Here is a 26,334-nt window from a genome sequence, read left to right on the forward strand (position 1 = left end):
CCTGAAACGGACACACCTGCGACAATGACCCCATGACGGGGCACTCGGCGGGGCAAGGCATGCAGAGTCCCGCCATGCGCCGGGTGCGAGACCTGTTGCGCGGGCCCGCAATTGTCTGCGACGGCCGGGCAACCATCCGCGATGCCGCCAAGTTGATGACCGATGCGGGCCGCCGCGCTGTTGTGATCCCGACGGAGACAACCGGTTTCGGAATCTTCACCGAAGGTGACCTACGTGCTCGCGTGGTAGTCGGTGGTATCGACAGCAACCAGCCGGTATCAACGGTGATGACGCCGTCAGCAGTGACAGTCGATCCGGATCGACTGGGCGCCGACGCCGTGACCGACATGCTCGAGTACGGATTGCGCCATCTGCCGGTCGTGACCGAGGCGGGCGCACTGATGGGTGTGCTCGAACTCAGCGACCTCCTGACTTCGGCCACCAATCAGGGTTTCGAACTGCGCGCAGCGCTCGCCACGGCACAGGACGACTCCCACCTCGTCGAAACAGCCCGCGCGGTCCCTGTTCTGGTGGCGGAATTGGTGGCGTCACGGGTCTCACCGCTCGACATCGGTGCGACGCTGGCGGTGCTGATCGACGTGACGGTCAGGCGAGCCATCGAATTGGTCGTGGGCGGAGACGAGCGACCGGATTTCGCGTGGCTGTCGCTCGGCAGCGTCGCCAGACGTGAAGCGCTCCCCTCTTCGGATATCGACAGCGCGCTGGTGTGGGGCGGCGAATCTCATCACGAGGGAGCCGACGCCGCGAAGACCATCCACGACATCCTCGATCTCTGCGGGTTCCCCCGCGACACCAAGAACGCCGTCGCGACCCAGGCCAGGTTTGCGCGGACGCTCCCACAATGGCGCACTGCGCTGCGGAAATGGGTGTCCAATCCGTATCAGGACCAAGCCCTGGTCATGTTGTCGATGCTCGCGGATGCCCGCGTCGTCGCGGGCGATCCTGCGTTGGATCCTCGTCCTGCGGCGTTGGATCAACTGCGACTGCACCCGGCAGTGATGCGCCTGCTCCTTCGCGAAGCGGTCGGCGACAAGGCAAAGCTCCATTCGTTCAAGGACGTGATGACGCGTCGGACCGGAACCGTCGACCTCAAAGCCAGCGCCGTCCAACCGATCGTGAACATCGCTCGATGGGCGGGGATTTCCGTGGGCGCCCGCACGAGTTCGACCCTCGAACGCCTCAAAGCCGCAGCGGGAAGTGGTTTCCTACTCGACGACGACGCCCAGGTACTGATCGAATCTTTCGAGGTGCTGCAGCAGATTCGTGTCCGCCACCAGACCGATCAATTCTCCGCGGGTAGGCCCCCGACCGACGAAGTCGTGATCGCCGAACTCACTCCCCTCTCGCGTAGCTTGCTGAGCAATGCGGTGCGCGAAGTCGCGGGTGTGCAACGACGACTCGAATATGCCGCGTCCGCGTCGGCGCTACCCGACATCGACCCGTGAATCGCACTGCGCTCGAACAGGTTCTGGCGGCGGAGCGCCTCGAAGGCTGGGATCCGAGCGATGAGCAGATCGCGGAACTCGAAGCCGTCCTCGTCGGAACACTCTCTCGGCGTGAATATTTCGAGCAGGAATTGGCGCGGGCTGTCGGCCTGTCGTCACCGATTCCCCCGCGGATCCGCTGGCGAAGATCAGCGCCGTACGTCTATCGCGGTACGTCGGTACTCGAGAACAACTTCGACGTGCGGGATCCCGCTGCCCTGCAATCACTCGAGTTCGCGGCGACCGCGCTCCGCCTGGGTGAGGCGCACCTCGGCAGCGACCTCGTACCGCACACGCGAGACACAGCCGAACTACTCCTGCTTCACCAGCACGTTTTCCAAGACCTGTATCAGTGGGCCGGCCACATCAGAACGGTCGACATCAGGAAAGGTGCGGCGACGTTTGCGCCGGTCTCGGCGATTCGGAACTATCTGTCCGAGGTGGAAGAGATCATCGCCGCCGTCGATTGGGTAGCGCTCGATCACGGCGCTGCGTCGTTCGCGCTCGCATCGGTGTACTCGACGCTCAATCATGCCCACCCGTTTCGGGAAGGAAACGGGCGAACCGGAACCCTCTTCCTGCACCGACTCTCCGCCGACACCCGGCATCAGCTCGACTTGTCGCGGGTGAGCAGAATCGAGTGGGTATCGGCGTCGAGGGACTCTGCGCCTTTCCGGCCCACCGGAACCCCGTCGCCTCGCCCGTTCATCGATCTGTTCAATCGCGCTCTGACTCGCTGACGCACACGACTGCCGGTGGTCCGCGCTGGGATCGACCATCAACCGGGCAGCGCGAACTCCCCTGCATCGGACCAGCGTTGACGCTCGGCCCCGAATGCGACGGACTGCATCGCGCGGAACTCCTCGATCGAGCGCGAGTTCGACGCGAGGAACTCTTGATGCTCGGCCAGCGAGAAGCTGCCGTCCTCGATCTCGACGCCCCCGCCGCGGCCGGCGGCGGTGTCCGCGCGCAGATCCATCAACTCGTCCGGCTCGACGGGGTACCAGGAGATCCGGTCGAAGAATCGCAGCAACCACGGAGTGCCCTCCTCGAACGGCCCGGACTTCGCGGGATGACGGTGATTCCACACCTGCGTCGTACGTCCGACGAACTGGTATCCACCTGGGCCTTCCATGCCGTAGATGCAGAGGTAAGCCCCGCCGATCCCGACGGCGTTTTCCGGGGTCCAGGTGCGGGCCGGGTTGTACTTGGTCGTGACAAGACGATGACGTGGGTCGAGCGGCGTCGCGACCGGAGCCCCGAGGTAGACGTCGCCGAGTCCGAGCACCATGTATTCGGCGCCGAAGACGGTGTCGAACACGTCGTTCACGGATTCGAGACCGTTCATCCGGCGGATGAACTCGATGTTCCACGGGCACCACGGCGCGTCGGCACGCACGCCGTGCATGTACCGCTGGATCGCTTCGCGCGTAGCCGGGTCGTCCCACGACAGTGGCATCCGCACAGTGCGACTGGGCACCACGAGTTCGTTGGCAGCAGGCAAGGTGTCCTCCGCCTCGCCGAGCATTCCCATCAGCTTGCGGACGGGCAGGACGGCCGGGTCGACGCGAACCTGCAGGCTGCGGATTCCCGGTGTGAGATCGAGTAGTCCGGCCGGCTTCTCGGCTTCGAGTCGCTGATGCAGTGCATGTGCACGCGCACGGAGCGCCAGGTCGAGGTTCATGTCGCCGTATTCGACCAACACGTTGTCATCGCCTGAGCGCCGGTACGTGACCGCGGTGTCGCCGTCACGGCGGGCTATGACGCCGTCGTCGCCGTCACCGCCGGAGGAATGCACAACCGAATTGGACGCTCGACGCGATACTCCGAGGTCACGGCGGGAGGCTGCGCGTTCGGCGCGGATCGGTACGAAGCGAATCTTGTTCCCGGGAGCCAACTGTCCGAGCTTCCAGCGATCAGCGGACACGACCGTGATCGGGCAGACGAAGCCGCCGAGGCTCGGTCCGTCGGGTCCGAGGAGGATGGGCGTGTCGCCGGTGAAGTCGAGTGCACCGATCGAATACGCGTTGTCGTGGATATTCGAAGGGTGAAGTCCCGCTTCGCCGCCGGTGGTTCTGGCCCAGTCAGGTTTCGGACCGATCAACCGGACTCCGGTGCGGTCGGAGTTGAAGTGGACCTCGTACTCGGTCGCGTACAGCGTCTCGATGTCGGAGCGGGTGAAGAACTCCGGCGCCCCGTGCGGGCCCTCGGTCACCGCAAGTTCCCAGCAGGTGTATATCGCCGGAACATGCTCGGCGGGAACAGCTCCCGCTGCGCCGGTCGCCTGTCCGAGTTTGAGAACGTCCCCCGCCCGCAGGGTCCTCCCTTCGTGTCCACCGAACCTGCCGAGGGTGAAGGTCGACGCGCTGCCGAGATAGTCGTCGGTCTCGATTCCGCCCTGGACGAGTACGTAGGTGCGCAGTCCCGGGCCGCTGACCGTTCCGACATCGAGCACCGCTCCAGCGGGGACGAAAACGGGACGCCACTGACCGTGTGCGACGCCGTCGACCGTCACCGACACCGGGGCGCCCGTGACGCATACCGTGGTGTCCTCGTCGAACGTCATCGCAGGTCCGGCCATCGCGCATTCGATGCCGGGAGCACCTTCGGGGTTTCCGACTGCGGTGTTTCCCAACCGAAACGACAGGTCGTCCATCGGGCCCGACGGTGGGACTCCGATCTGCCAGTACCCGACGCGTCCTGGATAGTCCTGAACCGTCGTCAACATTCCGGGACGCACGATGGTCAGTTTTGCGTTCATTCGTCTGCCTCCGGCCGTGTGACGATCATGCGGACGGCAGTCGGATCGAAGCCGTTGCACGGGTTGTTGATCTGCGGGCAGTTGGACACGAGGACGAGCACGTCGCGTTCGGCACGCAACGCGAGCCGCTTGCCTGGCGCTGAAAGCCCGTCGACGATCCCGAGCGTGCCGTCGGGGTCGACCGGGACGTTCATGAAGAAGTTGATGTTGGACACCAGGTCCCGCTTACCGAGCCCCCATCTGGCGCCCTCGACGAGGAAGTTCTCGACGCACGCGTGCTGATGTTTGGTGTGGTGGCCGTACCGCAGGGTGTTCGATTCCTGTGAGCACGCGCCGCCCACGGTGTCGTGGTTTCCGACCTCGTCCGCGACCAGGGTCATGAGTGGAGTTCCGTCGTCACTGCGAAGCACGGAGCCTACGGACAGAAACAGGTTCTTCTGGGCTGCGACCGTCGCTGCTGCCGAGTACCGAACACTGTGATCGTCACTGGCGTAGACGAGTGTGTCGACGGCTTGGTTTCCGTGCAGATCGACGACGGTCAGGACGTCACCGGCGCGGACAACTGCGGACCACGGCCCGAATGCATCGGCAATCTCGTCGAGGATCACCGTTCCGGGAACGAGGGCGGGCACATCCAAGGTGGTGGTCATACGATCTCCTCCAGGTTCGAAGCCGTCCAGGCATCTTCGGTATTGAGCACTGCGCGTTGGTATTCCGGCTCGCCCCCGGCAAGGCTGCCGAGTTCGTCGGCCGCATTCCACGCGAGCACTTCGAGGGACGTGGTGGGAAACTCCAGCGCCGGATCAAGTGGGTGCGCGGTGTTGGCGATCATCACGATGACCGGCAGGTGGATGAGAAGATCGACCGTTGCGCCTGCGCCGGCGGATCCGGTACTGGTGAGAGCGCCGTCCGCCTCGACGCGGACACCGTGGAAGAAGGACAACGGAGGCGCAATGTCCTGCGGCCCGAGTCCGTTCTTCGCGGCAGCGACGGTGAACAGTTCGCGTCCGGCGGGTGCGGCGCTGTGCAACGAACCCTGCCCGTACTTCGCCTCGTTGGTGGCACGTGACGTCGTTCCGCAGAACGCATCGTGGTGACCCGACGTGTCTGCGACCACGGTCGCAAGTACTCGCCCCTGATCGGAGAGCAACGGGTGTCCGACGCCGAGATAGGCCTGCCATGGCACCTTGACGGTATCGGCGACGTTGAGACGCTCCCAGGGGGCGTCGGCGCGATAGAGCAAGATGTTTGCGCAGGCGCTGCCGGCGATGTCGCGAAGTCGCAATCGGGTTCCACGGGCGAGAACCTTGGTCGTGTACCGCCCACCCGGCACGGTTTCAGCCCAGGTCAGACGTTCGGGAGCGACGTCCTCGGGTGGGTTCGGCCAATGCGTTGCAGGCAATACGGGCATGGAATCGGTGATCGTTCCAGCTTGGGACCGGGCATGCTCGCGCGCTCCGGCGGTGGTCTGAGTACTCATGGTCAGGCTCCGATCGTGACGGGATTCGGGGTGGCGCGGCCGCGCGGGAAGCAGGCGACTCCCAACCCCACCACCAGCGCTATCGTGATGGGCGCGGCCCACTGCAGAATGGGGTACTCCCCCGTGGGGTTGAAGATCTCGGCTCGTGGCCAGGACAGGTTGATCACCATCAGCGCGCCGTACACAACCGCGGCGATGTTGACCGGGACTCCCCAGATGCCCAGGGAGAAAAGCTTTTTGCCTTCGGCGTCGAACTTGGGGCCGACAGCGGTGCGCGGCCAACCCTTGAGACGCTGAACCAGCAGCGGCACGGTCACCATGAGGTAGGCCAAGTAGATCAAGATGATGCATACGCTGGACAGAGTCGCGAAAATTGCCGAGTTGCCCACGTTGACGGCCAGAACGGCTATGCAGATCAGGCCGATGAGGACGGACGGTGCGATAGGTGTTCCGGTGCGGGGGTTGACCTTTGCCAGTATCTGCGAGGCAGGCAGCCGGCCGTCGCGGGCCATGGAGAACATCAGCCGTGACGCAGCAGTCTGAATGGCCAAGGTGCACACGAACACTGCGATCGAGACGTCGATCAACAGGACCGTGCCCCACGGCGAACTCAGAATCGATGTCAGTACGTACGGCAAACCTTCCGTGGCCAGGCGTCCGTCGGTGAGTGAGGGGGCTGCCATCAACGCGCCGAGGATCATCAAGCCACCGCCGAGTGCGGAAGCGGACAGTGCAAGGCGGATCGTACGAGGTGCGACGCGTCGGGGGTTGCGGGTCTCCTCCGCCAACTCCCCTGCCGAACCGAAGCCGACCATGACGTAAGCGGCCATCAGTCCGGACATGATCCACGCCCAGGCGTATCCGGGCTGACCGCCGGCACTGCCGGTGTCGAAGACGACGTCCGGTCCGCGCTGAGCGTGGGTGAAGAACATCCCGATCACTGCGATGACACCGACGATTTCGCAGGTCACACCGATATTGTTGATACGCGACATCCAGTTGACGCCGATGCAGTTGATGAAGGTGGTCAGAACCAGAAGCACCGAACCGAGCAGCACGGCATTGGCAGCGCCGCTCGAGGAGGTGAGCGCACTGTCCTCGCCGATGATCTGGAACCCGCTCCACACATTGGGAAGCACGACCTGCAAGGCGATGGCAGCAGCCGATGCAGTGACGATCTGAGCGAGAATCATGAACCACCCGGCGAACCAGCCGACTATCTCACCGCCCATCCGTCGCGACCACTGGTAGATGGCTCCCGAAATCGGATACCTGGCAGCAAGTTCCGCGAAGTTGAGCGCGACCATGAACTGGCCGACGAAGACGACCGGCCACGTCCAGAAGAACGCCGGACCCGCGAAACCGAAACCGAGGCCGAACAATTGGAAGATCGTCGTCAGAATGGAGACGAAGGAGAAGCCCGCAGCAAACGACGCGAACTTTCCCAGCGATCGATGCAGCTGCTGCTCGTAACCGAACTCCGCGAGATCGCCGTCGTCGTGAGGTGACGAGGCGAGTGCGGATGCGGTGGTGGGCTGCGCAGCCGGGGTTGTTGCACTCAACGGCGTACTCCTTCGGCGAGGCGATTCAGAGGCGAATAACTGTCGATTGACAGTTTTCGCGAAATCAACTCGTCGCAGGTGACGCCCGCGTATACGATTCGCCCGATTCTGTAACAGGCTGGTTGAGTACGTTTCGAGCATGTGACCGAATGCTCACAGGGCCGCCCACCCCGCACGTAAGGCCTCCGCCTGCCACTATGGAAGGCGTGACCAACGCCGGCCCCGGACGACCCCGCCTGACCGCTCGCCGACGCCCGGGTGGGACCGCCCGGGCGGAGATCTTGGATGCTGCTGCAGAACTGTTCACCACCCGAGGCTTTGCCGCGACGTCGACGCGCCACATTGCCGAAGCTGTCGGGATGCGTCAGGCGTCGTTGTACAACCATTTCGCCACCAAGGACGACATCCTCGTTGCACTACTCGCCGACACAGTGACTCCGGCGCTCGACTTCGCCGAGAATCTCAGGCCTCTCGACGCCTCTCCCGAGGTGAAGCTGTATGCACTGTCGTACCTCGACGCGGCGCAACTGATCACCGGTCGGTGGAACCTGGGCGTCCTTTACCTCTTGCCGGAACTGAGAAGCGACAGATTCATGTCGTTCCGGGCTGATCGCGATCGGCTTCGCGAGCAGTACCGGGCACTCGCCCAAGCAGTTCTCGACGCGATGGGCGATCCTGCGTCGACACAACTGGCCGAGTTGCCGTTTCGTCTGGTCGAAAGCGTGATCAGCGCAAGAGCCGACGCACTCGAAGGAACACCGATCCCCGACGCCGCGGTGATCGCCGGGTCGGCACTGCGCATTCTGGGGTGGCGCCAGGATCTTGATCCCATCCACACGGAAGCAGCAGAGCTCATTGCGAACGCAGAAACGTCGACATTGTCCGGAGCTGCAACAGCTCCGGACAATGTCGACGCAATGAAGACCTGAACGGCCACGAGACTAGACCGAGAGGGACTGTCCCGGGAAGATCAGGTTGATGTTCGGGACCTGGCTGGCGAGGTTCTCGAGCGAGATGCCGTGTGCAGCAGCGATCTTCGACAGGGTGTCGCCTGCCTTGACCACGTAGTTGCCGCTTCCGGTGCTTGCTGCCGGAGCCGACTCGACGGAAGCCTCAGCGGTAATGGGAGCTGCTGCGGCCTCGTAGTTGCCTGCGGTGGTGCCGGTGGTCAGGTACTGACCGCACACGGGCCATGCGCCGACGCCCTGGCCTGCGAGAACGTTCTCGGCGACACGGATCTGCTCAGCCTGGCTGGCATTGGCAGCGTTGCCCGATCCACCGAACGCGTTCCAGGTGCTCTGAGTGAACTGGAGACCGCCGTAGAAGCCGTTGCCGGTGTTGGCAGCCCAGTTACCGGAGGACTCGCAGTTCGCGACTCCGGACCAGTCGTGGCCGGCTGCCGAAGCGGTACCGGTGCTCATGGCGAGCGGGATCGCGACGACTGCGCCTGCGGTTGCAACTGCGCCGAGGGCGCGCTTGAAGGTAATGCTGGTCATTGGGTAGATCCTCTCCGCTACCGCGGACGAGGTCGGTCCGGACGCTTGCACGTCTCGTCGATCGACTCGTCTGTTTCACTCCTGCCCCGCGAAGGTTTCGGGAGTACCGGACCCGCGGGGCAGAAGCACGCAGTTGCGGGTCGGTGTTTGCCCGGTAGTTTCGGGCTGTCAACGACCGTAGGCGATGGTCACGGATTGGTCACGGGGCATTTTTCCGGTACTGACGTACCAGATTCTGTCGCAATTCGAGCAATAGCCACAGGTCAACCGATTGATTCGAGGTTCAACCATACCGATCGTTATCCGTCCGTTATGTGGCAACCGTCACTGCGATTTTGTGACCCACCGCACCGAAAAAGGCCGTGTCGGACCACGAAGGAGCCCCCTTTGGATGTTAAGAGATTCCTGGCAACGGGCAAAAACCAACCGCCCCAATCGTTATGGAGAATCAACTGGTGATCATCGCAGTGGAAGGACCCAGCGCCGCCGGCAAGACCACTTGGTGCCGAGCCCAGATGACGAATGAATCGGTCGTCGAGGAATTCGTGGCCGAATATCAGCCCACCGGGTTCGAACCGGATGGAACCAACCTCGAAGTGCAGGCAAGTTACTGGGCAACGGTCAATTCGAACCGATGGTCGCAAGCGAAAGAACTCGAAGTGAGATCCGGCATCGCGATCTGCGACAGCGACCCGTTGAAACTGCACTACAGCTGGTGCCTCGCCGCAGTGGGTGCGGCACCAGCGGAGCGATTCGAGCGCGAGCTTTCGGCAGTGGAAAGCGCTTTTGAACAGCTGAAACTGGGTTTCGCAGACCTGACCGTCATTTCGATGCCGTCACCGGAACAACTTCGGCTGCAACGCGAAAGAGACCACAGCCGCCGACGACGGCACTTCGAGCTTCATGCAGCGCTCGCTGGGCCACTCACCCACTGGTACGCGGCGATCGACCGAGTAGATCCAGGTCGCGTTCTGTGGCACTTCCCGACACAGCTCGATCTTTCGCAGTGTCCACCGCCTCGATCGGATCGCAGCGATCTGAGTCTCCTTGACGCAGTGATCAACGAGTTGCCGCCTCTTCCCAAATAGCCAGCAGATGCGCACTCGGTCAGCGAGACACAGCGTCACCGAGACACAGCGTCACCGAGACACAGCGTCACCGAGACACAGCGTCAGCGTGCTCGTTCGACCCTGGCCTCGTCCCACACCGGCGACTCGCTCTCGTACACGTTCCCGTCCGATCCGAAGACGAGGAACCTGTCGAACCCGCGCGCGAACCAACGATCGTGGGTGACCGAGATGACGGTCCCGGCAAATTGTGCGATGCCCTGCTCGAGCGCGTCCGCCGAATGGAGGTCGAGGTTGTCGGTCGGCTCGTCGAGCAACAACATCGTCGCGCCGGAGAGTTCGAGGAGCAGAATCTGCAGACGCGCCTGCTGTCCGCCGGACAGGTCGTCGTACTTCTGCTCGGCTGCTCGAGACAGTCCGTAACGATCAAGAGCCCGGCTCGCCGCTTCACGTCCCATTCCGTTGCGGTGTTCGTCGCCCATGTGCAGGATCTCGAGCAGCGTATGTCCGGTCAGATCAGGCCTGGAGTGGGTCTGCGCAAACAATCCGGGACGTACCCGGGCACCGAGCGTCGCGGTACCACCGTGCTCGACCGGCGCGATGTCGAGCGCCTCGACGGGTAGATGCTCCGTCCCCGGGTCGGTTCCACCGCCCGCCAACAGACGGAGGAAATGCGACTTTCCGGAACCGTTGGAGCCCAGCACGGCAACGCGGTCGCCGTACCAGATCTCGGTGTCGAAAGGCTTCATCAGCCCCGTCAGCTCGAGATCCTGACATACCAAGGCCCGCTTGGCGGTTCGCCCACCCTCCAGCCGTACTGTCACCTTCTGCTGGAGGGGGATCGCCTCGGGCGGTCCGGCCTCCTCGAACTTCGCCAACCGGGTTTGCGAAGCGTGATACCGCGCCGCGACGCCGTCGTTGAACTTGGCCTTCTCACGCAATCGCAGAACAAGGGCACGAAGTTTCGCGTGCTCCTCGTCCCAGCGTCGACGTAGTTCTTCGAATCGAGCGTTGCGATCTTCGCGGGCCTGGTGGTAGCTGGCCAGCCCAGCGCCGTGGGTCCACGACGTCGCGCCGCTGATTCCGGGTTCGAGCGTCACGATGTGGGTAGCTGCATTGGCGATCAGTTCGCGGTCGTGGCTGACGAACAAGACGACTTTCGACGATTCCGAGATGGTCTTCTCGAGCCACCGCTTACCCGGAACATCGAGGTAGTTGTCCGGCTCGTCCAGCAGAAGTGCGTCGTCGGGCCCAGCGAACAGTGCTTCGAGGACCAACCGCTTCTGCTCGCCCCCGCTCAGCGAGTTGGCCGCTCGCCACTTCGCACGGTCGTACGGGACACCGAGAGCCGCGGTGGTGACCTTGTCCCAGAAGTCTTCCGTCTCGTAGCCTCCGACGTCAGCCCAATCGGCCAGTGCGTGTGAATATTTCATCTGAGTTGATTCTTCGTCGCGCTCGATCATCGCGTTTTCGGCTGTATCGAGCGCCAGCGCTGCGTCGCGGATCGGTGCCGGAGACACGGACAACAGCAGATCTCGCACGGTGGACTCGTCGCGAACCTGGCCGACGAATTGCCGCATCACGCCCAGTGTGCCGGATCGAGTGACTGCGCCCTCGTCGGCGACGGCGTCTCCGGCGATAATGCGAAGCAACGTCGTCTTACCAGTGCCGTTGGGGCCGATCAGTGCAGTTTTTGCACCGTTTCCGACCCGGAAGCTGACACCGCTGAGCAGTTGTCGACCATCAGGGAGGAAGTAGTCGACGTCGGCGATGTTGAGGTGGGTCACGCTCTCAAGAGAACCCTACCCACGGCGTTCTGCCAAACCATTATTGCGGTCCACGGCCTCTTGGCCTCTACCCTCGGCCTGTTGGCCTCTGCCCTCGGGCAAGCGCCCGGCCGCATCGAGTGCCGCCAGATAGCCGAAAACCATTGCGGGACCGATAGTTGCACCTGGACCGGCATAGGTATGACCCATCACCGGCGAGCTGGTGTTACCTGCTGCGTAGAGCCCGTCGATGACCGAACCGTCCGCGCGCAACGCCCGCGCGCAAGCGTCCGTATCGATGCCGCCCTTGGTCCCGAGGTCTCCCGGCACCATTTTCGCGGCATAGAACGGACCCTTCGTAAGTTCTCCGAGGCTGGGGTTGGGCTTGTTGGTGCAGTCGCCGTAGTAATGGTCGTATCTGCTTGTCCCACGGCCGAAGTCGCGATCGACGCCTTCGCGGGCATAACTGTTGAATCGTGTGATCGTCGCTGACAACGCGTCACCTGGCACGCCGATCTCGGCAGCGAGTTCGGCAATCGATCCAGCTCGTACGATCGCGCCCGATTCGATCCAGGACCGAGGAATCGGCCTGCGCGCCGGAACTCCCGCGAACAGGTAACGGTCACGGTACGTCTGATCGAAGATCAGCCAAGCCGGGATGTTCTCAGCGGGTCCTTCACCTCGGCCGTACTTTCCGCCGAACATCGCATGCGCCGCTTCGACATAGGGAAGCGACTCGTTCATGAAGCGATTGCCGCCGGCGTTGACCATCAGACTGCGCGGCAACGAGCGTTCAGCCAAGGCGAACCACGGGCCTTTGGGCAGCGGAATCGACGGGGCCCACCACGCGTCGTCCATGTACGAAATTGCCGCGCCGACCCGCAGTGCCGCCCGTATCCCGTCCCCGGTATTGGTCGGTGCCCCGAGGGTCCACTGTGCACTGCTCGGCCGACGCTGGTACTCGCCTCGCATGTCGTCGTTGTTGTCGAACCCACCGCACGCGAGGATGACGCCGCATCGAGTGTGCAGTGTTGTCTGCACTCCCCCGGACTCGAGTCGCACGCCCACGACACGGTCACTGTCGGTAATCAAATCCACAAGCCTCGTTCCGAGCTTCACCGGCACTCCAACTCCCCGAACTCCGAGCATCAGTTCCGCCATGAGCGCTGGGCCGAGACCGATCAACTTCTTCTTCCTGGCCTTCGCGGCCAGCGAGCGCATACCCACCCGCAGCATTCGCACCGGCCCGCGCCAATGCCGAATCCCCGTGCTCAGCCAACGGTAATCAGATTGTTGGACAACCATGTTGAGCGGAACCTTCATGTACGGCGGATGAAGTGTCGCAAGATCGTCGCCCAGTGCTCGCGCGTCGAACGGGCGCGGCTCGCACGAGCGGCCGCTCGCAAGTCCGCCGGGTGCCTCGGGAAAGTAGTCGGAGTAACCCTTCACCCATTCGAGCTCGAGTGCAGAGTGCCGAATCAGGAAATCGAGGGCTTCCGGGCCTCGATCGATATACGTGTCGATACGGTCGGTGTCCGCATCCTCTCCGACAATGCTCTTCAGATATGTTCGCGCAGAGTCGATATCATCCGCCGGCGCCTCGCGGCGAAGTATCGAGTTTCCTGGAATCCACACTCCACCCCCGGACCGGGACGACGAACCGCCCCAGTATTCGGACTTCTCCACGAGAATCGTCGAGAGTCCGTTTCGGGCGGCGGTGATTGCCGCGGACATACCGGCAGCCCCCGAACCGACAACAACCACATCCACCGCGGGCAGATCCGCTACCGGTGGCACGGTGTCCTGAGGGTTCTCGGTCATCACTGGTCACTACCTTTCGTGTCGTCTTCATCCTGCGTGCGCCACCGGGATCCCCGGACCGCGTCGAGCGCCCCCTCGACGCACACGGGAAGTGATGCGCCGCGCTTTTGGGGGTTACGTATCCATTGGCGATAACCGAACTCCGCCGCTGCCAACATCAGATGAACGAGAAGTCCGGGGCGGCTGTCATTTTCCGGATCGAGGTGCATCCGGTGCGCCACCAACTCGACCAACCGATCACGATGCTCGGGCGCGATGAGCGCGACTCGATCCATCAAATGCGGCGCGGTACGAAACGCTGCCCGCCACTGATCGATCTCCGAGGACTCGAATGCATTGGAGCGTTCGAGGATCGCCCGCGAGATCGCAAGATCAGCCGACTCGGATGCCGGGCGATCCTCGAGCAACGTCACGATTCCGGCGCCGCCCTGCCTGACCGGATCCAACAGCAGATCCTCCTTGTTGCGAACGTGCCGGAAGTACGTACTTGCCGACACTCCCGCCGCCGCCGCAATCTGCTCGGTGGTCACGTCCTCGAATCCGTCGCGCGCGAACAGATCGAATGCCGCACGTTGAATGTCTGCTCGCACCTGCAACCGCTGTCTCTCTCGTAGTGACATCAGCAACGTCCTTCCACTTCGGCCGAGATCCGACCTTTCTCGATAGTGCGAGTCTCACCTATCATGACAGTCACTGTCAATATCCAATTCTCTGTCAAGTATCAGCAGACCTCGGCGTTTCGTTGACAGGGCATTCGGTGCCACGACAAGCTTCGAAGATGAAAAGTTGGTTCGCGGCAGGCCTCGCAACGGCGATCGTCTCGCGGTCGCTGCTCCACAAAGCCTTGCTCTTCAAGTTCGGGCGCGACGTCCGGGCGCTCAACTCCGGGAACTACCGCCCATTGTTGGGGTCCTATCACCGCGACGCAGTTCTGAGATTCGCAGATGGCGATCATCGGTGGGCCGGGGAGCACGCCGGGCGGGACCGAATCGAGAACTTTCTCCAGGAATTTGTCGCTGCCGGACTTCAAGGCGAAGTCACCGAAGCGTATTTCGGCGGTCCACCATGGCGGATGACTCTGCTCGCCCGTTTCGACGACCGAGCCCTTGGCCCCGACGGCTCCGTCATTTACCACAATCGAACAGTGCTTCTCGTTCGAACCAACTGGGGCAAGATCATCGAGCAGGAGGACTACTACGAGGACACCGCCAGAATCGGTGACTTCGACAGGCGACTCCGCGAGATCGAAGCCGGACGATCCTGTGGCACAGTCGTGGAGTGAAACACGTCAGGATTGACCGCCACCGAAAACTGTCGACATTCCTGTCTTCCCAGAACGATGTCGAACTGGCCCGACTGACCGACACCGCTCGAGTCTCGAGCATCGGCGTGGGCGGCGCAGCAGGAGTGGTCAATGTCTGCGACCACAGGCTCAACTGTGTTCCGATATTCACCAAACGCATTCCACTGAGCGATCGGGAACTCGCCGACGTCGGCTGTACCTCCAATCATTTCGATTTGCCGATGTTCTGCCAGTACGGCATTGGCGGCCCAAGCTTCAACGCCTGGCGAGAGCTGGCCGCGAACATCATGGTCACCGAGGCCGTCCTGGCCGGCGAAACACAGTCGTTCCCAATGCTTTACCACTGGCGAGTGCTGCCCGGCCGATCGCCGGTTGCGCCCGAACACGCCGACATCGATTCCGTTCACACCGCCCGCGCCAGTAGTCAAGTGCGAGTCCGCCTCGAAGCGCTCGCCGCTGCACCGTGCAGCCTCGTACTGTTCTGCGAGTACATCGCACACCCGATCTCGGATTGGCTGCAAGACAACCCGGCCGCCAAAGCTGCCGACCTCGAGCGCCAGTTTTCGGAGATCGTGGCGTTCTTGCGAGATCGACAGTTGCTGCACATGGACGGACATTTCGGCAACATGCGCACCGATTTGGAGCGGATCTATCTCACCGACTTCGGACTGGCCACATCCCCACACTTCGACCTGTCGACTGTCGAGCATGACTTCGCCCGGCGCCATGCCACTCATGACGCCGACTATGCCGCCATGCTTCTGGTCAACTGGCTGGTGACCGAGGTCTGCGGCGTACCGAGACCGAAACACGGCGGACCAGTCACCCGCAACCAGTACGTACGACGATGCGCCACAGGTCATATCCCAGGTGATGTGGCACCGGAGGTGGCCGCGATCTTGACCCGGCACGCGCCCGCCGCTGCGAGGATGAACGACTTCTACTGGCGATTGTTCGACGGCGACTTCGATGCGCCCTACCCTCATGCCGCGGCAGTTCCGACTTCCGGTCGAGGACAGGGTTTTCCCTGAACTGCCGTCTCCGCATCTCAGGGTTCATGTCATCCTCCGGACGGATGTGCTGGTCAGTGCCGGTAGGGCACAGTTCCCCTCATGATTGAACTGAGGGGATTGACCAAGGTTTACGGACCGACGAAAGCGGTGGACGATTTGTCGTTCACGGTCAAGCCAGGCATCGTGACGGGCTTTCTGGGCCCGAACGGTGCGGGTAAGTCGACGACGATGCGGATGATTCTGGGGTTGGATCAGCCGACGTCGGGTGCGGCGTTGATCGACGGCAAGCCGTATCGGGAGCTGAAGACACCGCTGCGGACTGTCGGCGCGTTGTTGGATGCGAAGTGGGTGCATCCGAATCGGAGTGCTCGGGCGCATTTGCAGTGGATGGCTGCTTCGAACGGTATTCCGAAGTCTCGGGTGGACGAGGTGCTCGGGTTGGTCGGGTTGTCCGAGGTGGCGGGCAAGAAGGCCGGCGGGTTCTCGTTGGGTATGTCGCAGCGTCTCGGGTTGGCGGGTGCGTTGTTGGGGGATCCGAAGGTGTTGTTGTTCGACGAGCCGGTCAACGGTCTCGATCCGGAGGGCATCGTCTGGATTCGTAAGTTCATGCAGCGGTTGGCGGCCGAGGGCCGCACGGTGTTGGTGTCGAGTCATCTTCTCTCGGAGATGGCGTTGACGGCGGAGCAGTTGGTGGTGATCGGTCGGGGTCGGTTGATCTCGGATTCGACGGTGGCGGAGTTCGTGGATCGTTCGTCGGAGTCGACGGTGCGCGTGCGTAGCCCACAATTGGACGCTCTCCATGCCGCATTGACTGCCCACGGACTGACTGTCCGCGAGGAGCATTCAGGATCGGAGCCGGTGTTGGTGGTCGTTGATTCGACCACCGATGTGATCGGTGGTCTGGCTGGCTCGCAGGGAATCGTGTTGCACGAGTTGGCGTCCCAGCAGGGATCGCTCGAGGACGCGTTCATGAAGTTGACCGGAGACGATGTCCAGTACCACGCATCCGGTGTCGATCCGGGTGCCGGAGCCCACCACGCAAACACACAGCACGCTATGGGAGGTGCACTGTAATGGCTGTTCTCAGTGCTGAACGAATCAAGATCACCACGACCAAGTCCCCGCTGTGGTGCACGATCACCATCATAGTCCTGGGGTTGGGCGTCGCCTGGATGATCGGGCGTTCGTCGAGTTCGAGCATTCAGGCGTACAACGACGAAGCCGCATCAGGAACTCCTGATTTCGAGAAATTCCTCCCCACGTTCAACGACGCGGGGCTTGGAGTTTCCGGCTTCGGCGTCATGGTCCTGATGATCATGGCGGCGCTCGCGATCACCAGCGAGTACCGCTTCGGTATCATCCGCACGACCTTCCAAGCCATCCCGGGTCGGGCGTCGGTTCTGATCGCGAAAGCCGGCCTGATCGGAGCCTTCGGAGCGGTGCTGTCCTTTGTCCTCATGCTCGGCGCAGTCTTCATCACCAAAGCTGCTGCAGGCACTGAAGGTTCCACCAACCTGGCACTCGACAACGCCGATGCCTGGCGCGCCGTCTACGGCGTACCGATCTTCGCGTTCCTCTGCGTCGTCCTCGCTATCGCCGTCGGAGCACTCCTCCGTCAATCTGCCGGAGCTATTGCACTACTGCTGCTGTGGCCACTGCTCATCGAGAGCCTGTTCGGCATGTTCGGATCCTTCGGTAGAAACGTCACACCGTTCCTCCCGTTCGCCAACGCCGACCACTTCCTCTCTTCGGGTTCGAGCGCCAATTTTCATTGGGGCCCTTGGGGAAGCCTGTTCTACTTCGCCGCATTTGTTCTGGTGGTTTTCGGAATCAGCATCGCCGTCGTCAACAAGCGCGACGCCTGACCGAACACCACGACTGGCCGTACCGGAGATGGTTCCGGTACGGCCAGTTTCTCGTTGCCACAACCGAAGTTCACATAACTTAGGATAGGCTCACTTCTATTCGATTCGGCAACGAACTGAGGCAACGGACAGCGATGCAGACTCTGACAACCCAGACGATTTCCACTCCGGGCACCGAGATGCGTGTGTGGCGCACGTCGGCGCTCGACCGGAAATGCGTGGTCTTCCTGCATGGCGCCGGAGTTGATCATCGAATGTTCGACGACCAGGTCGCGGAACTCGCGGGGGCCTATTCCCTGGTGCTACCCGATTTACGCGGTCAAGGGCTGTCTATCCTGAAGGAAGGCCACCGCGCCACTCTCGACACTGTGATCGACGACGTGAAGGTCATGTTCGACTCGCTCGGAATCGATCGGGCAAGCATCGTCGGACACTCGTTCGGCGGAAACATTGCGCAGGAGTTCACCCACCGCCATCCGGATCGAGTCGACAAACTCGTCATGATCGGCAGCCCTGGACAGCACCGGGAAATGAGTGGCGCCGCTGCCTCGGCGATCAAGATCGGCACACATCTGTATCGACGAATTCCGTGGGGCCCCTTTGCCTTTTACAGTGGTCGGTGGTCGAGTCGAAATCCCGCAACTCGCAGATACGTTGCCGACTGCATGCTGGCCGCCGGACGGCAGACATGGCTGGATTTGGGAACAAGCGGGTTAACGTCACTCTGCCCGGTGGATACGGCACCCCGAAAGGAGACCCTCCTGATGCGGGGAGAGGTAGACATGGCGCGCCAACTCGATCGCATCTACGACGCGCTGAGTGAACAACTCCCCGACCTGACTCGCCGGGTGGTGATCAGCGGTGTCGGACATCAATGCACACAGGACAACCCGGAAGAGGTCAACCGCGCGCTGGCCGAGTTCCTGGCAGACTGACCTTACGTGTCAGCGTTCCAGTTGCGCGGCAAGCTCTTTCATCCACTCCAGGAACGCCTGCGGGCCGTCGAACTGGACGCCGTCGACAGCAGCCACCTCCGGTGCAATGTCATCGCCCTTGACCACCAACGCTTCTCCACCCGAGGCAAGGACAGCAGCAAAGGCGGGTAGGTCACCCCGGTCGTCGCCCGCATACGCGACGACGTCGATCCCCGCGGCCGCGATCGCACGAAGGAGGCCTGTCCCCTTGTCCTCCTCAACGGGTGGGCGCAATTCCTCGACCAACTTGCCGGGCTCACGACGCAACCCGGTCCGGCTCGCGATTTCTGTTGTCGCCGCTTCCACCAGGCGCTGCGCGGCCGCTCGATCCGCGACCCGACGCCAATGCACTGCTACCGCAAGGCCTTTGCTCTCGACGTGGATGCCAGGAACTGCCTGAGAGTCGAACAAGCGGCGCAGTTCGGCTTCTGCTTCGGCGACAGCATCACTGAACGCAGCGACGGCCGGAAGCACTTGGATTCCGTCGTCCGTCCAGGTCTCGACACCGTAGGAACCCATGAGCACAACGGAATTCAAGCTGAGCCGCTCTCGCAAGAACGACACCGGCCGTCCCGAGAGCAAGCCGACCACACCGAGGTGCTCCGCCAGGGTCGCGAGCACGTCTTCGGCGCCGGGCAGGAGTGCACTCGCCGACGGATCGTCGACGATGGGTGCAAGCACGCCGTCGAAATCCATCACCAGTCCCGCACGAGCTGGATCGGACGTGAGTCGGAGGATGACGTCCGAAGCGGTTCGCATGGTTCGAGTGTGCCAAATCGATCGCACTCGCAATACCAACACCGGAGCCGAATGTAATCTCTGCCACTTCGTCCAGGTTGTCCGGAACCGCTGAGTAGGTCGCGTCCTCTCCCTGCAAGGGCCCACAGTGGTCCGCTAAAGTTCTCACGACGCTTGCCAAACTGGGGGGTAATGATGAGCGAATTGACTGTCGTCACTGACGACATCCGAAAGTACGGCTCGACGTCGACCGAAGCGGCAGGACGCATCGCGCAGGCCGCCGCCGTCGATCTGGATGCAAACATCGCAGCAGTCGCACCGGCCGTGGGCCCCGTCGGGATCGAATTTCTCGAAGCATTCGCGCGCGCTCAGGCCACACACACCAAAGATGTTGCAGCACTCGCCACGTTCTACGCAGGCAACGCCGCAACGGCCGGTGCAGCCGCGCAGGCCTACTACACCGCAGATCGTGCAATCGCAACAGATCTGACCGCTGCGGCTGGATCGACGGGCGCGACCGCGTGAGCACCGAAGACGACTCGACGACCGTCATCGAATTCCTTCACGGTGGTGCTCCGGCCCCGGTACTGCCGAACAACGCGGTCGAATCGATGCTCTCCGGCATACCGTTACCGGCGCTACCCGGAATCGAAGATCTGTTCGCGCCCTTGATCGAACTCGGGAAGAGTCTCGGCACAGGCACTTTTGCGGGCATCGATCCCGTCGGCACCTTCGATCAGGCGTCCACTCTCATCGACCACGCCATGGGACTGTCCCAAAGCGCGGTCGCCGAGGTGGGCCAGACCTGGAACAGCACCGGCAGTGAAGCCGCGACCGAACTGTCGCGATCCGCTCAGAACAGCGGCGCCGAATTGAGCGAACGCGGAACCGCGATATCGAAAACTGCTGCCGCCGCCGCGGAATCGGTGCAGCGAGGCAACGCGAATCTCGCGGCAATCGCGCAGTCCTTCGCCACCACGGTTGCAGCTGCTGCGCCGATCGCGTGGACACCACCAGGACAGGCGATGTTGCTTGCCTCGGCAGCTGAACACATGCAGGCAGCCGTCGCGGCGGTGACTCGGACTCGTGGGGAGATGCTCGGGCACACCGCAGCCATGAACGCCCTTGCCGGGTCGATCCCAGTTCCGACTCCACCGACCAGTGAGGCACTATCCAACCTGGTCACTCCGGAGGCAATCAACAACGCCGCCCGTCAGATCGCCCAACCTCTGTCTGCCTCAACCGATGCCGGTGACGCGTACTCCACCCACCAGGACTCCACTCAGCCAGGCACCGACGCAGTCCGGACCTCGGCGGCGCAGGCAGGCGCCGGACTTGCGACCGGCGTCGACAAGCTGTGGGGCGCGGGTAATTCGTCGACGTCACTCGCAGCTGGCGGGTCGGCGTCACCCAGTGCGACGACGAGCTCCGGTGGAGCATGGGTGGGTGGAAGCGGCACTATCGGTGGAATTGCAAGGGGCGCAGCGGGAGTTACTGCGGCTCAACCGGTCCCGATAGCAACGCCCGGCCTGGGTGCACCATCGTCGGCGGCCGCCAGTGCTGGCATGTCGCCGGGCGGCATGTTGGGCGGTGGACCCCGCGGATCTCGGGACGACGAGTCGTCACGCACTACCCCGGGGTATCTCGTGACTGCCGGCGACGAGAATTCGATGGTCGACGACCTACCGATGGTGTCACCGCCCGTGCTCGGTGCCGAGAATCCCGATCAGTATCTGTTCCGAGATCTTTGATCGGGACTTCCCGGCCGGGGCGGCATTACAACCTCAGACGAAGCCCAACTCCCGTACCGCCGCGCGCTCCTGCTCCAATTCGCTGACGGACAGGTCAATCCGTTCGCGCGAGAAGTCGTCGATCGCGAGGTCGGGAACGATAGTGAATTCGCCATCGGCGCAGGTCACCGGGAAAGACGAGATCAATCCTTCGGGCACTCCGTAGGAACCGTCCGAACACACGGCCATGGACACCCAGTCGTCCTCGGCCGTTCCGATCACCCAGTCGCGGACGTGGTCGATAGACGCGCTGGCCGCACTTGCCGCCGAGGACGATCCACGCGCAGCGATGATGGCGGTGCCTCGTACCTGCACAGTCGGGATGAAATCGTTCTCCACCCAGTCGCGGTCGTTGATCACCGCGAGCGCAGGCTCACCCGCGACGGTCGCGTGGGAGAGGTCCGGGTACTGCGTCGCCGAATGGTTTCCCCAGACGGACACCTTGCGCACCGACGACGCACGAACGCCGGTCTTCTTCACCACCTGCGCAATCGCTCGGTTGTGGTCGAGACGCGTCAACGCACTGAACCGAGTATCGGGTACATCCGGCGCGTTGTTCATCGCGATGAGAGCGTTCGTGTTGGCCGGGTTTCCGACGACCAGCACCTTGACGTCCGAGGCGGCGTTGTTGTTGATCGCCTTCCCGTGCGCTGTGAAAATCGCGCCGTTCGCGCTCAGCAAGTCGGCGCGCTCCATGCCCTTGCTCCGCGGACGCGCACCGACCAGCATGCCGACGTTCGCTCCGGAGAAGGCGACATCGGGATCGTCGGTGATGTCGATGGAGCTCAGCAACGGAAATGCGCCGTCTTCGAGCTCCATCGCAACGCCTTCGGCAGCGGACACGGCGGCGGGAATCTCGAGCAGTCGAAGTTTGATCGGTACGTCAGCGCCGAGCATCTCCCCCGCAGCTATGCGGAAAAGCATTCCGTATGCGATCTGACCCGACGCTCCGGTCACCGTGACGGTTACGGGCGCAATACTCATTGCCGACTCCTCACCTGCCGTTTTCACGACTGTCCGTTCTACAACGCTGTAAGAACGGTTTCCACGCTAGTCGAGTAATCCGGCCACTTCGTGGTCTGTCAGTGTGGTTCTCGGCACTCGTCCCGCCGCCGTCACGAGTTCGACGGCGCGATACAGCGGACGCTCGTCCAGCCCGGCGCCGCGGGCTTCGGCACGCAACTGTTCGATCAGGACCGAAGACAACGCGGCCGCCGGTACCAACTCGCTGGCTGCCAGGGCGTCGGCGAGTTTGCGGAGCGCAAGGATCTCCAACTCGCGCCCGCCACCCGCGGTATACAACGCGAGCGGGATTCGTACGGTGGACCGCCCGTCGCCGAGCGTCAGGCTGACCTCGCTGATCCGGCCGGATCGCACCGTCAGCGCCGCCGTGAGTACCTCGGCGACGTCGACGTCGTTGGTTCGGAAGCCGGCTTGCGCCCGAATCCTGTTGCCGTACAGGGTGATGTGTCGGCGCAACGTCATCAGAATGGCCAGCGCCGTCGGCACCGCGATGACGGCACCGACGATCGCTCCCACGGTCGCCGTCGAGAAAACACTGACGATCAACCCGACGACAACACCGAACACCACCACGACGACAGCGAACTTCTTCAGCCGCGGCGCGATCAACGCCACGGGAACCAGATCGAGCGAAACCGGTTCGGCCTCAGTGCTCAACGAGATCCCCGAGCTTGTCGACGACCTGGTCGAGTGCCACCGACTCCTGCTCACCTGTCGCCAAGTGTTTGACGACGATCACGCCTTCTTCGAGTTCACGCTCGCCGAGAACCAACGCGATTGCGGCACCCGAGCGGTCGGCCGCTTTCATCGAGCCCTTCACACCACGATTTCCGTAGGCGATGTCAACTCGAATTCCGTTGGCACGCAGCTGGTGAGCAATCTTCACCAGCGCTGCCTTCGCTTCGGTACCCATCGGCACACAGAACACATCGACACGTGCCGGTGGTGCTACCGACTTACCCTCGGCCTCGAGCGCGAGAACAGTGCGGTCGACGCCGATTCCGAATCCGATCCCCGAGAGCGGCTGTCCGCCCAGTTGTTCCATCAGACCGTCGTAGCGACCACCGCCACCGATTCCGGACTGCGCGCCCAGTCCGTCGTGCACGAACTCGAAGGTCGTCTTGGTGTAGTAATCGAGGCCGCGAACCATGCGCGGGTTGACGACATAGGGAACGCCCAAGGCGTCCAGGTGCGCGAGTACCTCGTCGAAGTGTGCCTTGCAGCTCTCCGACAGGTGATCGAGCATGAGCGGTGCGCCCGCAGTCATCTCACGCACATCTGGGCGCTTGTCGTCGAGCACCCGGAGCGGGTTGATCTCGGCGCGTCGACGCGTGTCCTCGTCGAGCGGGAGTGCAAAGAGAAACTCCTGCAGCAGTTCGCGGTACTGCGGTCGGCAGGTGTCGTCGCCGAGCGAGGTGATTTCGAGGCGGAAGCCGTCGAGCCCCAATGACCGGAATCCGGCGTCGGCGATCGCGATGACCTCAGCGTCGAGTGCGGGGTCGTCGATCCCGATGGCCTCGACGCCGACCTGCTGCAACTGGCGGTAACGACCGGCCTGCGGACGCTCGTAGCGGAAGAACGGGCCCGCGTAGCTGACCTTGACCGGCAGCTGTCCACGATCGAGGCTGTGCTCGATGACCGCACGCATCACACCGGCGGTTCCCTCGGGACGCAACGTCACCGAACGGTCGCCACGGTCGGCGAACGTGTACATCTCTTTACTCACGACATCGGTCGACTCGCCGACGCCGCGCGCGAACAATCCGGTGTCCTCGAAGATCGGCAATTCGATGTGGCCGTATCCGGCCAATCTGGCGGCGCGCGTCAAACCGTCACGAACGGCGACGAATTCGGCTGACTGCGGCGGAACGTAGTCCGGAATACCCTTGGGTGCAGAGAAGGTGCTGGCTTTACTCACGAGAGGTACTTTTCCTTATTCTTGTGCGCTGAGTCCAACGAGAAACGGGTTCGAGCTTCGCTCGGCGCCGATCGAACTGTTACCACCGTGCCCGGGCAGGACCACTGTCTCGTCGCCGAGTACCAGTAGCTTGCGGGCGATCGAGGCGAGCAACTGCTCGTGATTTCCGCCGGGCAGGTCGCTGCGTCCGATCGAACCCTGGAACAGCGTGTCACCGGTGAACGCCAAGTCCACGGGTCCGGTCTCCGTGTTCGCCTGGGTTCGGAACACCACGGATCCCTGCGTGTGCCCGGGTGTGTGGTCCACGAAAAAAGACATTCCGGCCTCGGTGATCTTGTCTCCATCGGCCAGTTCGATCACTTCGTCCGGCTCCACGAACGTCATACCCTGGATGAATTCCTTCATTGTCGGGCCGATTCCCCGTGCCGGATCACTGAGCATGTAGCGATCCTCGGGATGGATGTACGCGGGTACGGAGTACCGCTCACAGACCTCGCGGGCCGACCACACGTGATCGAGATGGCCGTGTGTCAACAGGACCGCGTTGACCGTCATGTCTTTGGAGTCGAGATATTCGAAGAGCGGCTCGGCCGCGTCCTGCCCTGGATCGACGACCACACATTCGCACGCGTCGTCCTGGGCGAGTATGTAGCAGTTGGTTTGGAACATCCCGGCCGGAAAACCAGTGACGAGCACGGGGGCAACTCCTCTTCGAAGGGTGGAAACGAACAACACGGTGTCGGTTACAGCCTAAGCTGCTGCCCCGCCAGTAAGTTCTCAGGTTGCAATGGGAGACTCTGACGACGAGTAGAGCCGCTTGCCGAAGCCGACCCCAGGGTGTCGCTCGGCCGGCCGACCACGATCCACCCGCGATACGGAGGACTACAGCAGTGCCGAGTAACGAGCAACGCCGCGAGGCGGCGAAACGCAAGCTCGAGCGTCAGCTCGAACGCCGCGCAGAACGTGCCCGCAAGCGCAAGCAGATGACGATCGCCGGAACCGCGCTCGGCGTGGTTGTCGTGGTCGGTGTCGTCGGTGGACTCATCTGGCTGAGCAACCGCAGTGACGACGACGCGAACACCACCAACACTGCTGCCGACGACTCGAGCCTCACGCCACAGACTGCGGGTGCCATGCCTGCCGGACTGTCGACGCCGCTCGCCGACACGGTGTCCTGCTCGTACCCGGCTGACGGCGCTACCGCGTCCAAGGCCAACAATCCGCCTCGTACCGACGGCATCCCCACCACCGCGCCCGACGCGACGCCGAGCATCAGCGTCGAGACCTCGCAGGGAAACATCGGGCTCACGCTCGACGGAACGAAGTCTCCGTGCACGGTCAACAGCTTCGTGAGCTTGGCGCAGCAGGACTACTTCAACGACACCACCTGCCACCGTATGACGACGAGCCCCTCGCTCCAGGTTCTGCAGTGCGGTGACCCGTCGGGCACCGGCACCGGCGGGCCGGGTTACGGATTCGACAACGAGTTCCCCACCACGGCCTACGCCACCACCGACCCGGCAGCGCAAGAGCCCGTCACCTACGCGCGCGGCACGGTTGCGATGGCCAACACCGGGGCACCCGGTAGCAACGGCAGCCAGTTCTTCCTCGTCTACGGCGACTCACAACTCCCGCCGCAGTACACGGTTTTCGGCACGATCGACGAAACCGGGCTCGCCACTTTGGACAAGGTCGCGGCCGGCGGATCGACGCCAGAGGGCGACGGCAAGCCGAATCTGACCACCGACATCAAGACAGTAAGGCTCGACTGATGCGACGTAATCCCGTGATGCGCTTTCCTGTAGTCATTGCCGCTGCGAGCGCCGCGGCGCTGCTTCTGGCTGGTTGTTCCAGTGATTCCGGTAGCTCGGACTCGCCGTCCAGTACCTCCAAGGCGAAGACGACAACGGCTGCCATGCTGCCGCTCGACATGTCACAGTTCGACGCACTCCCGCCTGTCCCGACTCCGGCGTCGGCGACCGTCGACTGCTCGTACCCGAGCGCGGCGGGTGCAGCCAAAACCGTCAATCCGCCGAACTCCACGGGTGTGTCCACCGAGGGAACCGTCAACGTCGCGCTCACGACCACGGCCGGCCCGATCGGGATGGAACTGAACCGGGCAGAAGGATAGCGTCCCATGGAGTGGTGTACTTCGGATCGGTGAACCATCAGGTTCGTGATCAACGAGTCGTGTTGTAGGTTATGCGGTTTCGAGTTCGGGTGTCAAAGATTCAGTCGTTGCTTCGTGGGTC

General features: G+C 62.9%; 26 protein-coding genes. 13 read left to right on the plus strand and 13 right to left on the minus strand.

What is annotated here, in order from left to right; translation table 11 throughout:
• Positions 1 to 32: 32 nt before the first annotated feature.
• Together G8767_RS11835 and G8767_RS11840 are read left to right on the plus strand one after the other, a co-directional pair.
• Entirely contained in the window at positions 33 to 1,466 is a 1,434-nt protein-coding gene (locus tag G8767_RS11835; RefSeq protein ID WP_240952160.1) for a putative nucleotidyltransferase substrate binding domain-containing protein, read from the plus strand.
• Complete coding sequence (locus G8767_RS11840; protein ID WP_095970244.1) at positions 1,463 to 2,245, plus strand: Fic family protein; 783 nt, start codon at positions 1,463 to 1,465, stop codon at positions 2,243 to 2,245. Before G8767_RS11835 ends, G8767_RS11840 begins: the two co-directional genes overlap by 4 nt.
• 38 nt (positions 2,246 to 2,283) lie before the next feature.
• Here G8767_RS11840 and G8767_RS11845 read toward each other — a convergent pair whose 3' ends face one another.
• Genes G8767_RS11845 through G8767_RS11860 form a run of 4 tightly spaced genes read right to left on the minus strand, consistent with a single transcriptional unit; the run spans position 2,284 to position 7,308 of the window.
• Complete coding sequence (locus tag G8767_RS11845) at positions 2,284 to 4,266, minus strand: 5-oxoprolinase/urea amidolyase family protein (RefSeq protein WP_166810238.1); 1,983 nt, start codon at positions 4,264 to 4,266, stop codon at positions 2,284 to 2,286.
• Positions 4,263 to 4,916 (minus strand): urea amidolyase associated protein UAAP2, encoded by a 654-nt coding sequence (locus G8767_RS11850; protein ID WP_124568667.1) that lies wholly within the window; start codon positions 4,914 to 4,916, stop codon positions 4,263 to 4,265. The genes G8767_RS11845 and G8767_RS11850 overlap by 4 nt, the downstream gene beginning before the upstream one ends.
• Positions 4,913 to 5,746: an urea amidolyase associated protein UAAP1 gene (locus G8767_RS11855; protein ID WP_124568668.1), complete on the minus strand. Its 834-nt coding sequence runs from the start codon at positions 5,744 to 5,746 to the stop codon at positions 4,913 to 4,915. The genes G8767_RS11850 and G8767_RS11855 overlap by 4 nt, the downstream gene beginning before the upstream one ends.
• Positions 5,747 to 5,748: 2 nt before the next feature.
• The gene (locus tag G8767_RS11860) at positions 5,749 to 7,308 is read right to left on the minus strand and encodes an amino acid permease (RefSeq protein WP_095970248.1); all 1,560 of its coding nucleotides are present in this window, start codon (positions 7,306 to 7,308) and stop codon (positions 5,749 to 5,751) included.
• Between the two features lie 197 nt (positions 7,309 to 7,505).
• Here G8767_RS11860 and G8767_RS11865 point away from each other — a divergent pair, with 197 nt between their 5' ends.
• Positions 7,506 to 8,237: a TetR/AcrR family transcriptional regulator gene (locus tag G8767_RS11865; RefSeq protein WP_166810239.1), complete on the plus strand. Its 732-nt coding sequence runs from the start codon at positions 7,506 to 7,508 to the stop codon at positions 8,235 to 8,237.
• Between the two features lie 12 nt (positions 8,238 to 8,249).
• On the opposite strand, the gene G8767_RS11870 is transcribed toward G8767_RS11865, so the two are convergent.
• Positions 8,250 to 8,804, minus strand: a complete 555-nt coding sequence (locus tag G8767_RS11870; RefSeq protein ID WP_095970250.1) for a transglycosylase family protein — start codon at positions 8,802 to 8,804, stop codon at positions 8,250 to 8,252.
• Positions 8,805 to 9,244: 440 nt separating this feature from the next.
• On the opposite strand from G8767_RS11870, the gene G8767_RS11875 reads away from it, so the two are divergent.
• Entirely contained in the window at positions 9,245 to 9,892 is a 648-nt protein-coding gene (locus G8767_RS11875) for a hypothetical protein (protein ID WP_095970251.1), read from the plus strand.
• Positions 9,893 to 9,975: 83 nt separating this feature from the next.
• Here G8767_RS11875 and G8767_RS11880 read toward each other — a convergent pair whose 3' ends face one another.
• Genes G8767_RS11880 through G8767_RS11890 form a run of 3 tightly spaced genes read right to left on the minus strand, consistent with a single transcriptional unit; the run spans position 9,976 to position 14,078 of the window.
• Entirely contained in the window at positions 9,976 to 11,658 is a 1,683-nt protein-coding gene (locus tag G8767_RS11880) for an ATP-binding cassette domain-containing protein (RefSeq protein ID WP_166810240.1), read from the minus strand.
• A 15-nt stretch (positions 11,659 to 11,673) separates the two neighbouring features.
• The gene (kstD, locus tag G8767_RS11885) at positions 11,674 to 13,458 is read right to left on the minus strand and encodes a 3-oxosteroid 1-dehydrogenase (protein ID WP_124568671.1); all 1,785 of its coding nucleotides are present in this window, start codon (positions 13,456 to 13,458) and stop codon (positions 11,674 to 11,676) included.
• Complete coding sequence (locus tag G8767_RS11890; protein ID WP_206029209.1) at positions 13,458 to 14,078, minus strand: TetR/AcrR family transcriptional regulator; 621 nt, start codon at positions 14,076 to 14,078, stop codon at positions 13,458 to 13,460. The genes kstD and G8767_RS11890 overlap by 1 nt, the downstream gene beginning before the upstream one ends.
• 158 nt (positions 14,079 to 14,236) lie before the next feature.
• On the opposite strand from G8767_RS11890, the gene G8767_RS35780 reads away from it, so the two are divergent.
• From G8767_RS35780 to G8767_RS11915, 5 genes are all read left to right on the plus strand, one after another.
• A complete protein-coding gene (locus tag G8767_RS35780; RefSeq protein ID WP_240952161.1) occupies positions 14,237 to 14,740 on the plus strand; it encodes a hypothetical protein in 504 nt (167 codons plus the stop codon).
• Positions 14,737 to 15,792 (plus strand): serine/threonine protein phosphatase, encoded by a 1,056-nt coding sequence (locus G8767_RS11900; protein WP_166810241.1) that lies wholly within the window; start codon positions 14,737 to 14,739, stop codon positions 15,790 to 15,792. Before G8767_RS35780 ends, G8767_RS11900 begins: the two co-directional genes overlap by 4 nt.
• An 81-nt stretch (positions 15,793 to 15,873) precedes the next feature.
• Complete coding sequence (locus G8767_RS11905) at positions 15,874 to 16,848, plus strand: ATP-binding cassette domain-containing protein (protein ID WP_166810242.1); 975 nt, start codon at positions 15,874 to 15,876, stop codon at positions 16,846 to 16,848.
• Complete coding sequence (locus tag G8767_RS11910; protein ID WP_124569679.1) at positions 16,848 to 17,639, plus strand: ABC transporter permease; 792 nt, start codon at positions 16,848 to 16,850, stop codon at positions 17,637 to 17,639. Before G8767_RS11905 ends, G8767_RS11910 begins: the two co-directional genes overlap by 1 nt.
• 134 nt (positions 17,640 to 17,773) lie before the next feature.
• A complete protein-coding gene (locus tag G8767_RS11915; protein WP_124569680.1) occupies positions 17,774 to 18,574 on the plus strand; it encodes an alpha/beta hydrolase in 801 nt (266 codons plus the stop codon).
• A gap of 9 nt (positions 18,575 to 18,583) precedes the next feature.
• On the opposite strand, the gene otsB is transcribed toward G8767_RS11915, so the two are convergent.
• Entirely contained in the window at positions 18,584 to 19,372 is a 789-nt protein-coding gene (otsB, locus tag G8767_RS11920) for a trehalose-phosphatase (RefSeq protein ID WP_206029210.1), read from the minus strand.
• A 174-nt stretch (positions 19,373 to 19,546) separates the two neighbouring features.
• On the opposite strand from otsB, the gene G8767_RS11925 reads away from it, so the two are divergent.
• Positions 19,547 to 19,876: a type VII secretion target gene (locus tag G8767_RS11925; RefSeq protein ID WP_166810244.1), complete on the plus strand. Its 330-nt coding sequence runs from the start codon at positions 19,547 to 19,549 to the stop codon at positions 19,874 to 19,876.
• Positions 19,873 to 21,102, plus strand: coding sequence for a hypothetical protein (locus tag G8767_RS11930; RefSeq protein ID WP_346842982.1), 1,230 nt, complete (start codon positions 19,873 to 19,875; stop codon positions 21,100 to 21,102). Before G8767_RS11925 ends, G8767_RS11930 begins: the two co-directional genes overlap by 4 nt.
• A 33-nt stretch (positions 21,103 to 21,135) precedes the next feature.
• Here the strand turns inward: G8767_RS11930 and G8767_RS11935 are convergent, their stop codons facing one another.
• From G8767_RS11935 to G8767_RS11950, 4 genes are all read right to left on the minus strand, one after another.
• Complete coding sequence (locus G8767_RS11935; RefSeq protein ID WP_124569683.1) at positions 21,136 to 22,125, minus strand: malate dehydrogenase; 990 nt, start codon at positions 22,123 to 22,125, stop codon at positions 21,136 to 21,138.
• Positions 22,126 to 22,191: 66 nt separating this feature from the next.
• Complete coding sequence (locus G8767_RS11940; protein WP_124569684.1) at positions 22,192 to 22,821, minus strand: hypothetical protein; 630 nt, start codon at positions 22,819 to 22,821, stop codon at positions 22,192 to 22,194.
• Positions 22,811 to 24,082: a histidine--tRNA ligase gene (hisS, locus tag G8767_RS11945; protein ID WP_166810245.1), complete on the minus strand. Its 1,272-nt coding sequence runs from the start codon at positions 24,080 to 24,082 to the stop codon at positions 22,811 to 22,813. Before hisS ends, G8767_RS11940 begins: the two co-directional genes overlap by 11 nt.
• A gap of 15 nt (positions 24,083 to 24,097) precedes the next feature.
• On the minus strand, positions 24,098 to 24,778 hold the full coding sequence (locus G8767_RS11950) for an MBL fold metallo-hydrolase (RefSeq protein WP_095973604.1): 681 nt from the start codon (positions 24,776 to 24,778) through the stop codon (positions 24,098 to 24,100).
• Positions 24,779 to 24,972: 194 nt separating this feature from the next.
• On the opposite strand from G8767_RS11950, the gene G8767_RS11955 reads away from it, so the two are divergent.
• Together G8767_RS11955 and G8767_RS11960 are read left to right on the plus strand one after the other, a co-directional pair.
• A complete protein-coding gene (locus G8767_RS11955) occupies positions 24,973 to 25,854 on the plus strand; it encodes a peptidylprolyl isomerase (protein ID WP_124569687.1) in 882 nt (293 codons plus the stop codon).
• Positions 25,854 to 26,213 (plus strand): hypothetical protein, encoded by a 360-nt coding sequence (locus G8767_RS11960; protein WP_240952163.1) that lies wholly within the window; start codon positions 25,854 to 25,856, stop codon positions 26,211 to 26,213. Before G8767_RS11955 ends, G8767_RS11960 begins: the two co-directional genes overlap by 1 nt.
• The last annotated feature ends 121 nt before the right edge of the window (positions 26,214 to 26,334 follow it).

It is taken from the genome of Rhodococcus sp. IC4_135 (assembly GCF_011602025.1).
GTDB lineage: Bacteria > Actinomycetota > Actinomycetes > Mycobacteriales > Mycobacteriaceae > Rhodococcus_F > Rhodococcus_F baikonurensis.

Excerpts from the sequence above, each read along its gene's own strand:
- G8767_RS11835 (WP_240952160.1), top strand. The coding sequence starts at position 33 with ATGACGGGGCACTCGGCGGGGCAAGGCATGCAGAGTCCCGCCATGCGC.
- G8767_RS11845 (WP_166810238.1), bottom strand. The coding sequence starts at position 4,266 with ATGAACGCAAAACTGACCATCGTGCGTCCCGGAATGTTGACGACGGTT.
- G8767_RS11850 (WP_124568667.1), bottom strand. The coding sequence starts at position 4,916 with ATGACCACCACCTTGGATGTGCCCGCCCTCGTTCCCGGAACGGTGATC.
- G8767_RS11855 (WP_124568668.1), bottom strand. The coding sequence starts at position 5,746 with ATGAGTACTCAGACCACCGCCGGAGCGCGCGAGCATGCCCGGTCCCAA.
- G8767_RS11865 (WP_166810239.1), top strand. The coding sequence starts at position 7,506 with ATGGAAGGCGTGACCAACGCCGGCCCCGGACGACCCCGCCTGACCGCT.
- G8767_RS11870 (WP_095970250.1), bottom strand. The coding sequence starts at position 8,804 with ATGACCAGCATTACCTTCAAGCGCGCCCTCGGCGCAGTTGCAACCGCA.
- G8767_RS11875 (WP_095970251.1), top strand. The coding sequence starts at position 9,245 with ATGGAGAATCAACTGGTGATCATCGCAGTGGAAGGACCCAGCGCCGCC.
- kstD (WP_124568671.1), bottom strand. The coding sequence starts at position 13,458 with ATGACCGAGAACCCTCAGGACACCGTGCCACCGGTAGCGGATCTGCCC.
- G8767_RS11890 (WP_206029209.1), bottom strand. The coding sequence starts at position 14,078 with ATGTCACTACGAGAGAGACAGCGGTTGCAGGTGCGAGCAGACATTCAA.
- G8767_RS35780 (WP_240952161.1), top strand. The coding sequence starts at position 14,237 with ATGAAAAGTTGGTTCGCGGCAGGCCTCGCAACGGCGATCGTCTCGCGG.
- G8767_RS11905 (WP_166810242.1), top strand. The coding sequence starts at position 15,874 with ATGATTGAACTGAGGGGATTGACCAAGGTTTACGGACCGACGAAAGCG.
- G8767_RS11910 (WP_124569679.1), top strand. The coding sequence starts at position 16,848 with ATGGCTGTTCTCAGTGCTGAACGAATCAAGATCACCACGACCAAGTCC.
- G8767_RS11915 (WP_124569680.1), top strand. The coding sequence starts at position 17,774 with ATGCAGACTCTGACAACCCAGACGATTTCCACTCCGGGCACCGAGATG.
- otsB (WP_206029210.1), bottom strand. The coding sequence starts at position 19,372 with ATGCGAACCGCTTCGGACGTCATCCTCCGACTCACGTCCGATCCAGCT.
- G8767_RS11925 (WP_166810244.1), top strand. The coding sequence starts at position 19,547 with ATGAGCGAATTGACTGTCGTCACTGACGACATCCGAAAGTACGGCTCG.
- G8767_RS11935 (WP_124569683.1), bottom strand. The coding sequence starts at position 22,125 with ATGAGTATTGCGCCCGTAACCGTCACGGTGACCGGAGCGTCGGGTCAG.
- G8767_RS11960 (WP_240952163.1), top strand. The coding sequence starts at position 25,854 with ATGCGACGTAATCCCGTGATGCGCTTTCCTGTAGTCATTGCCGCTGCG.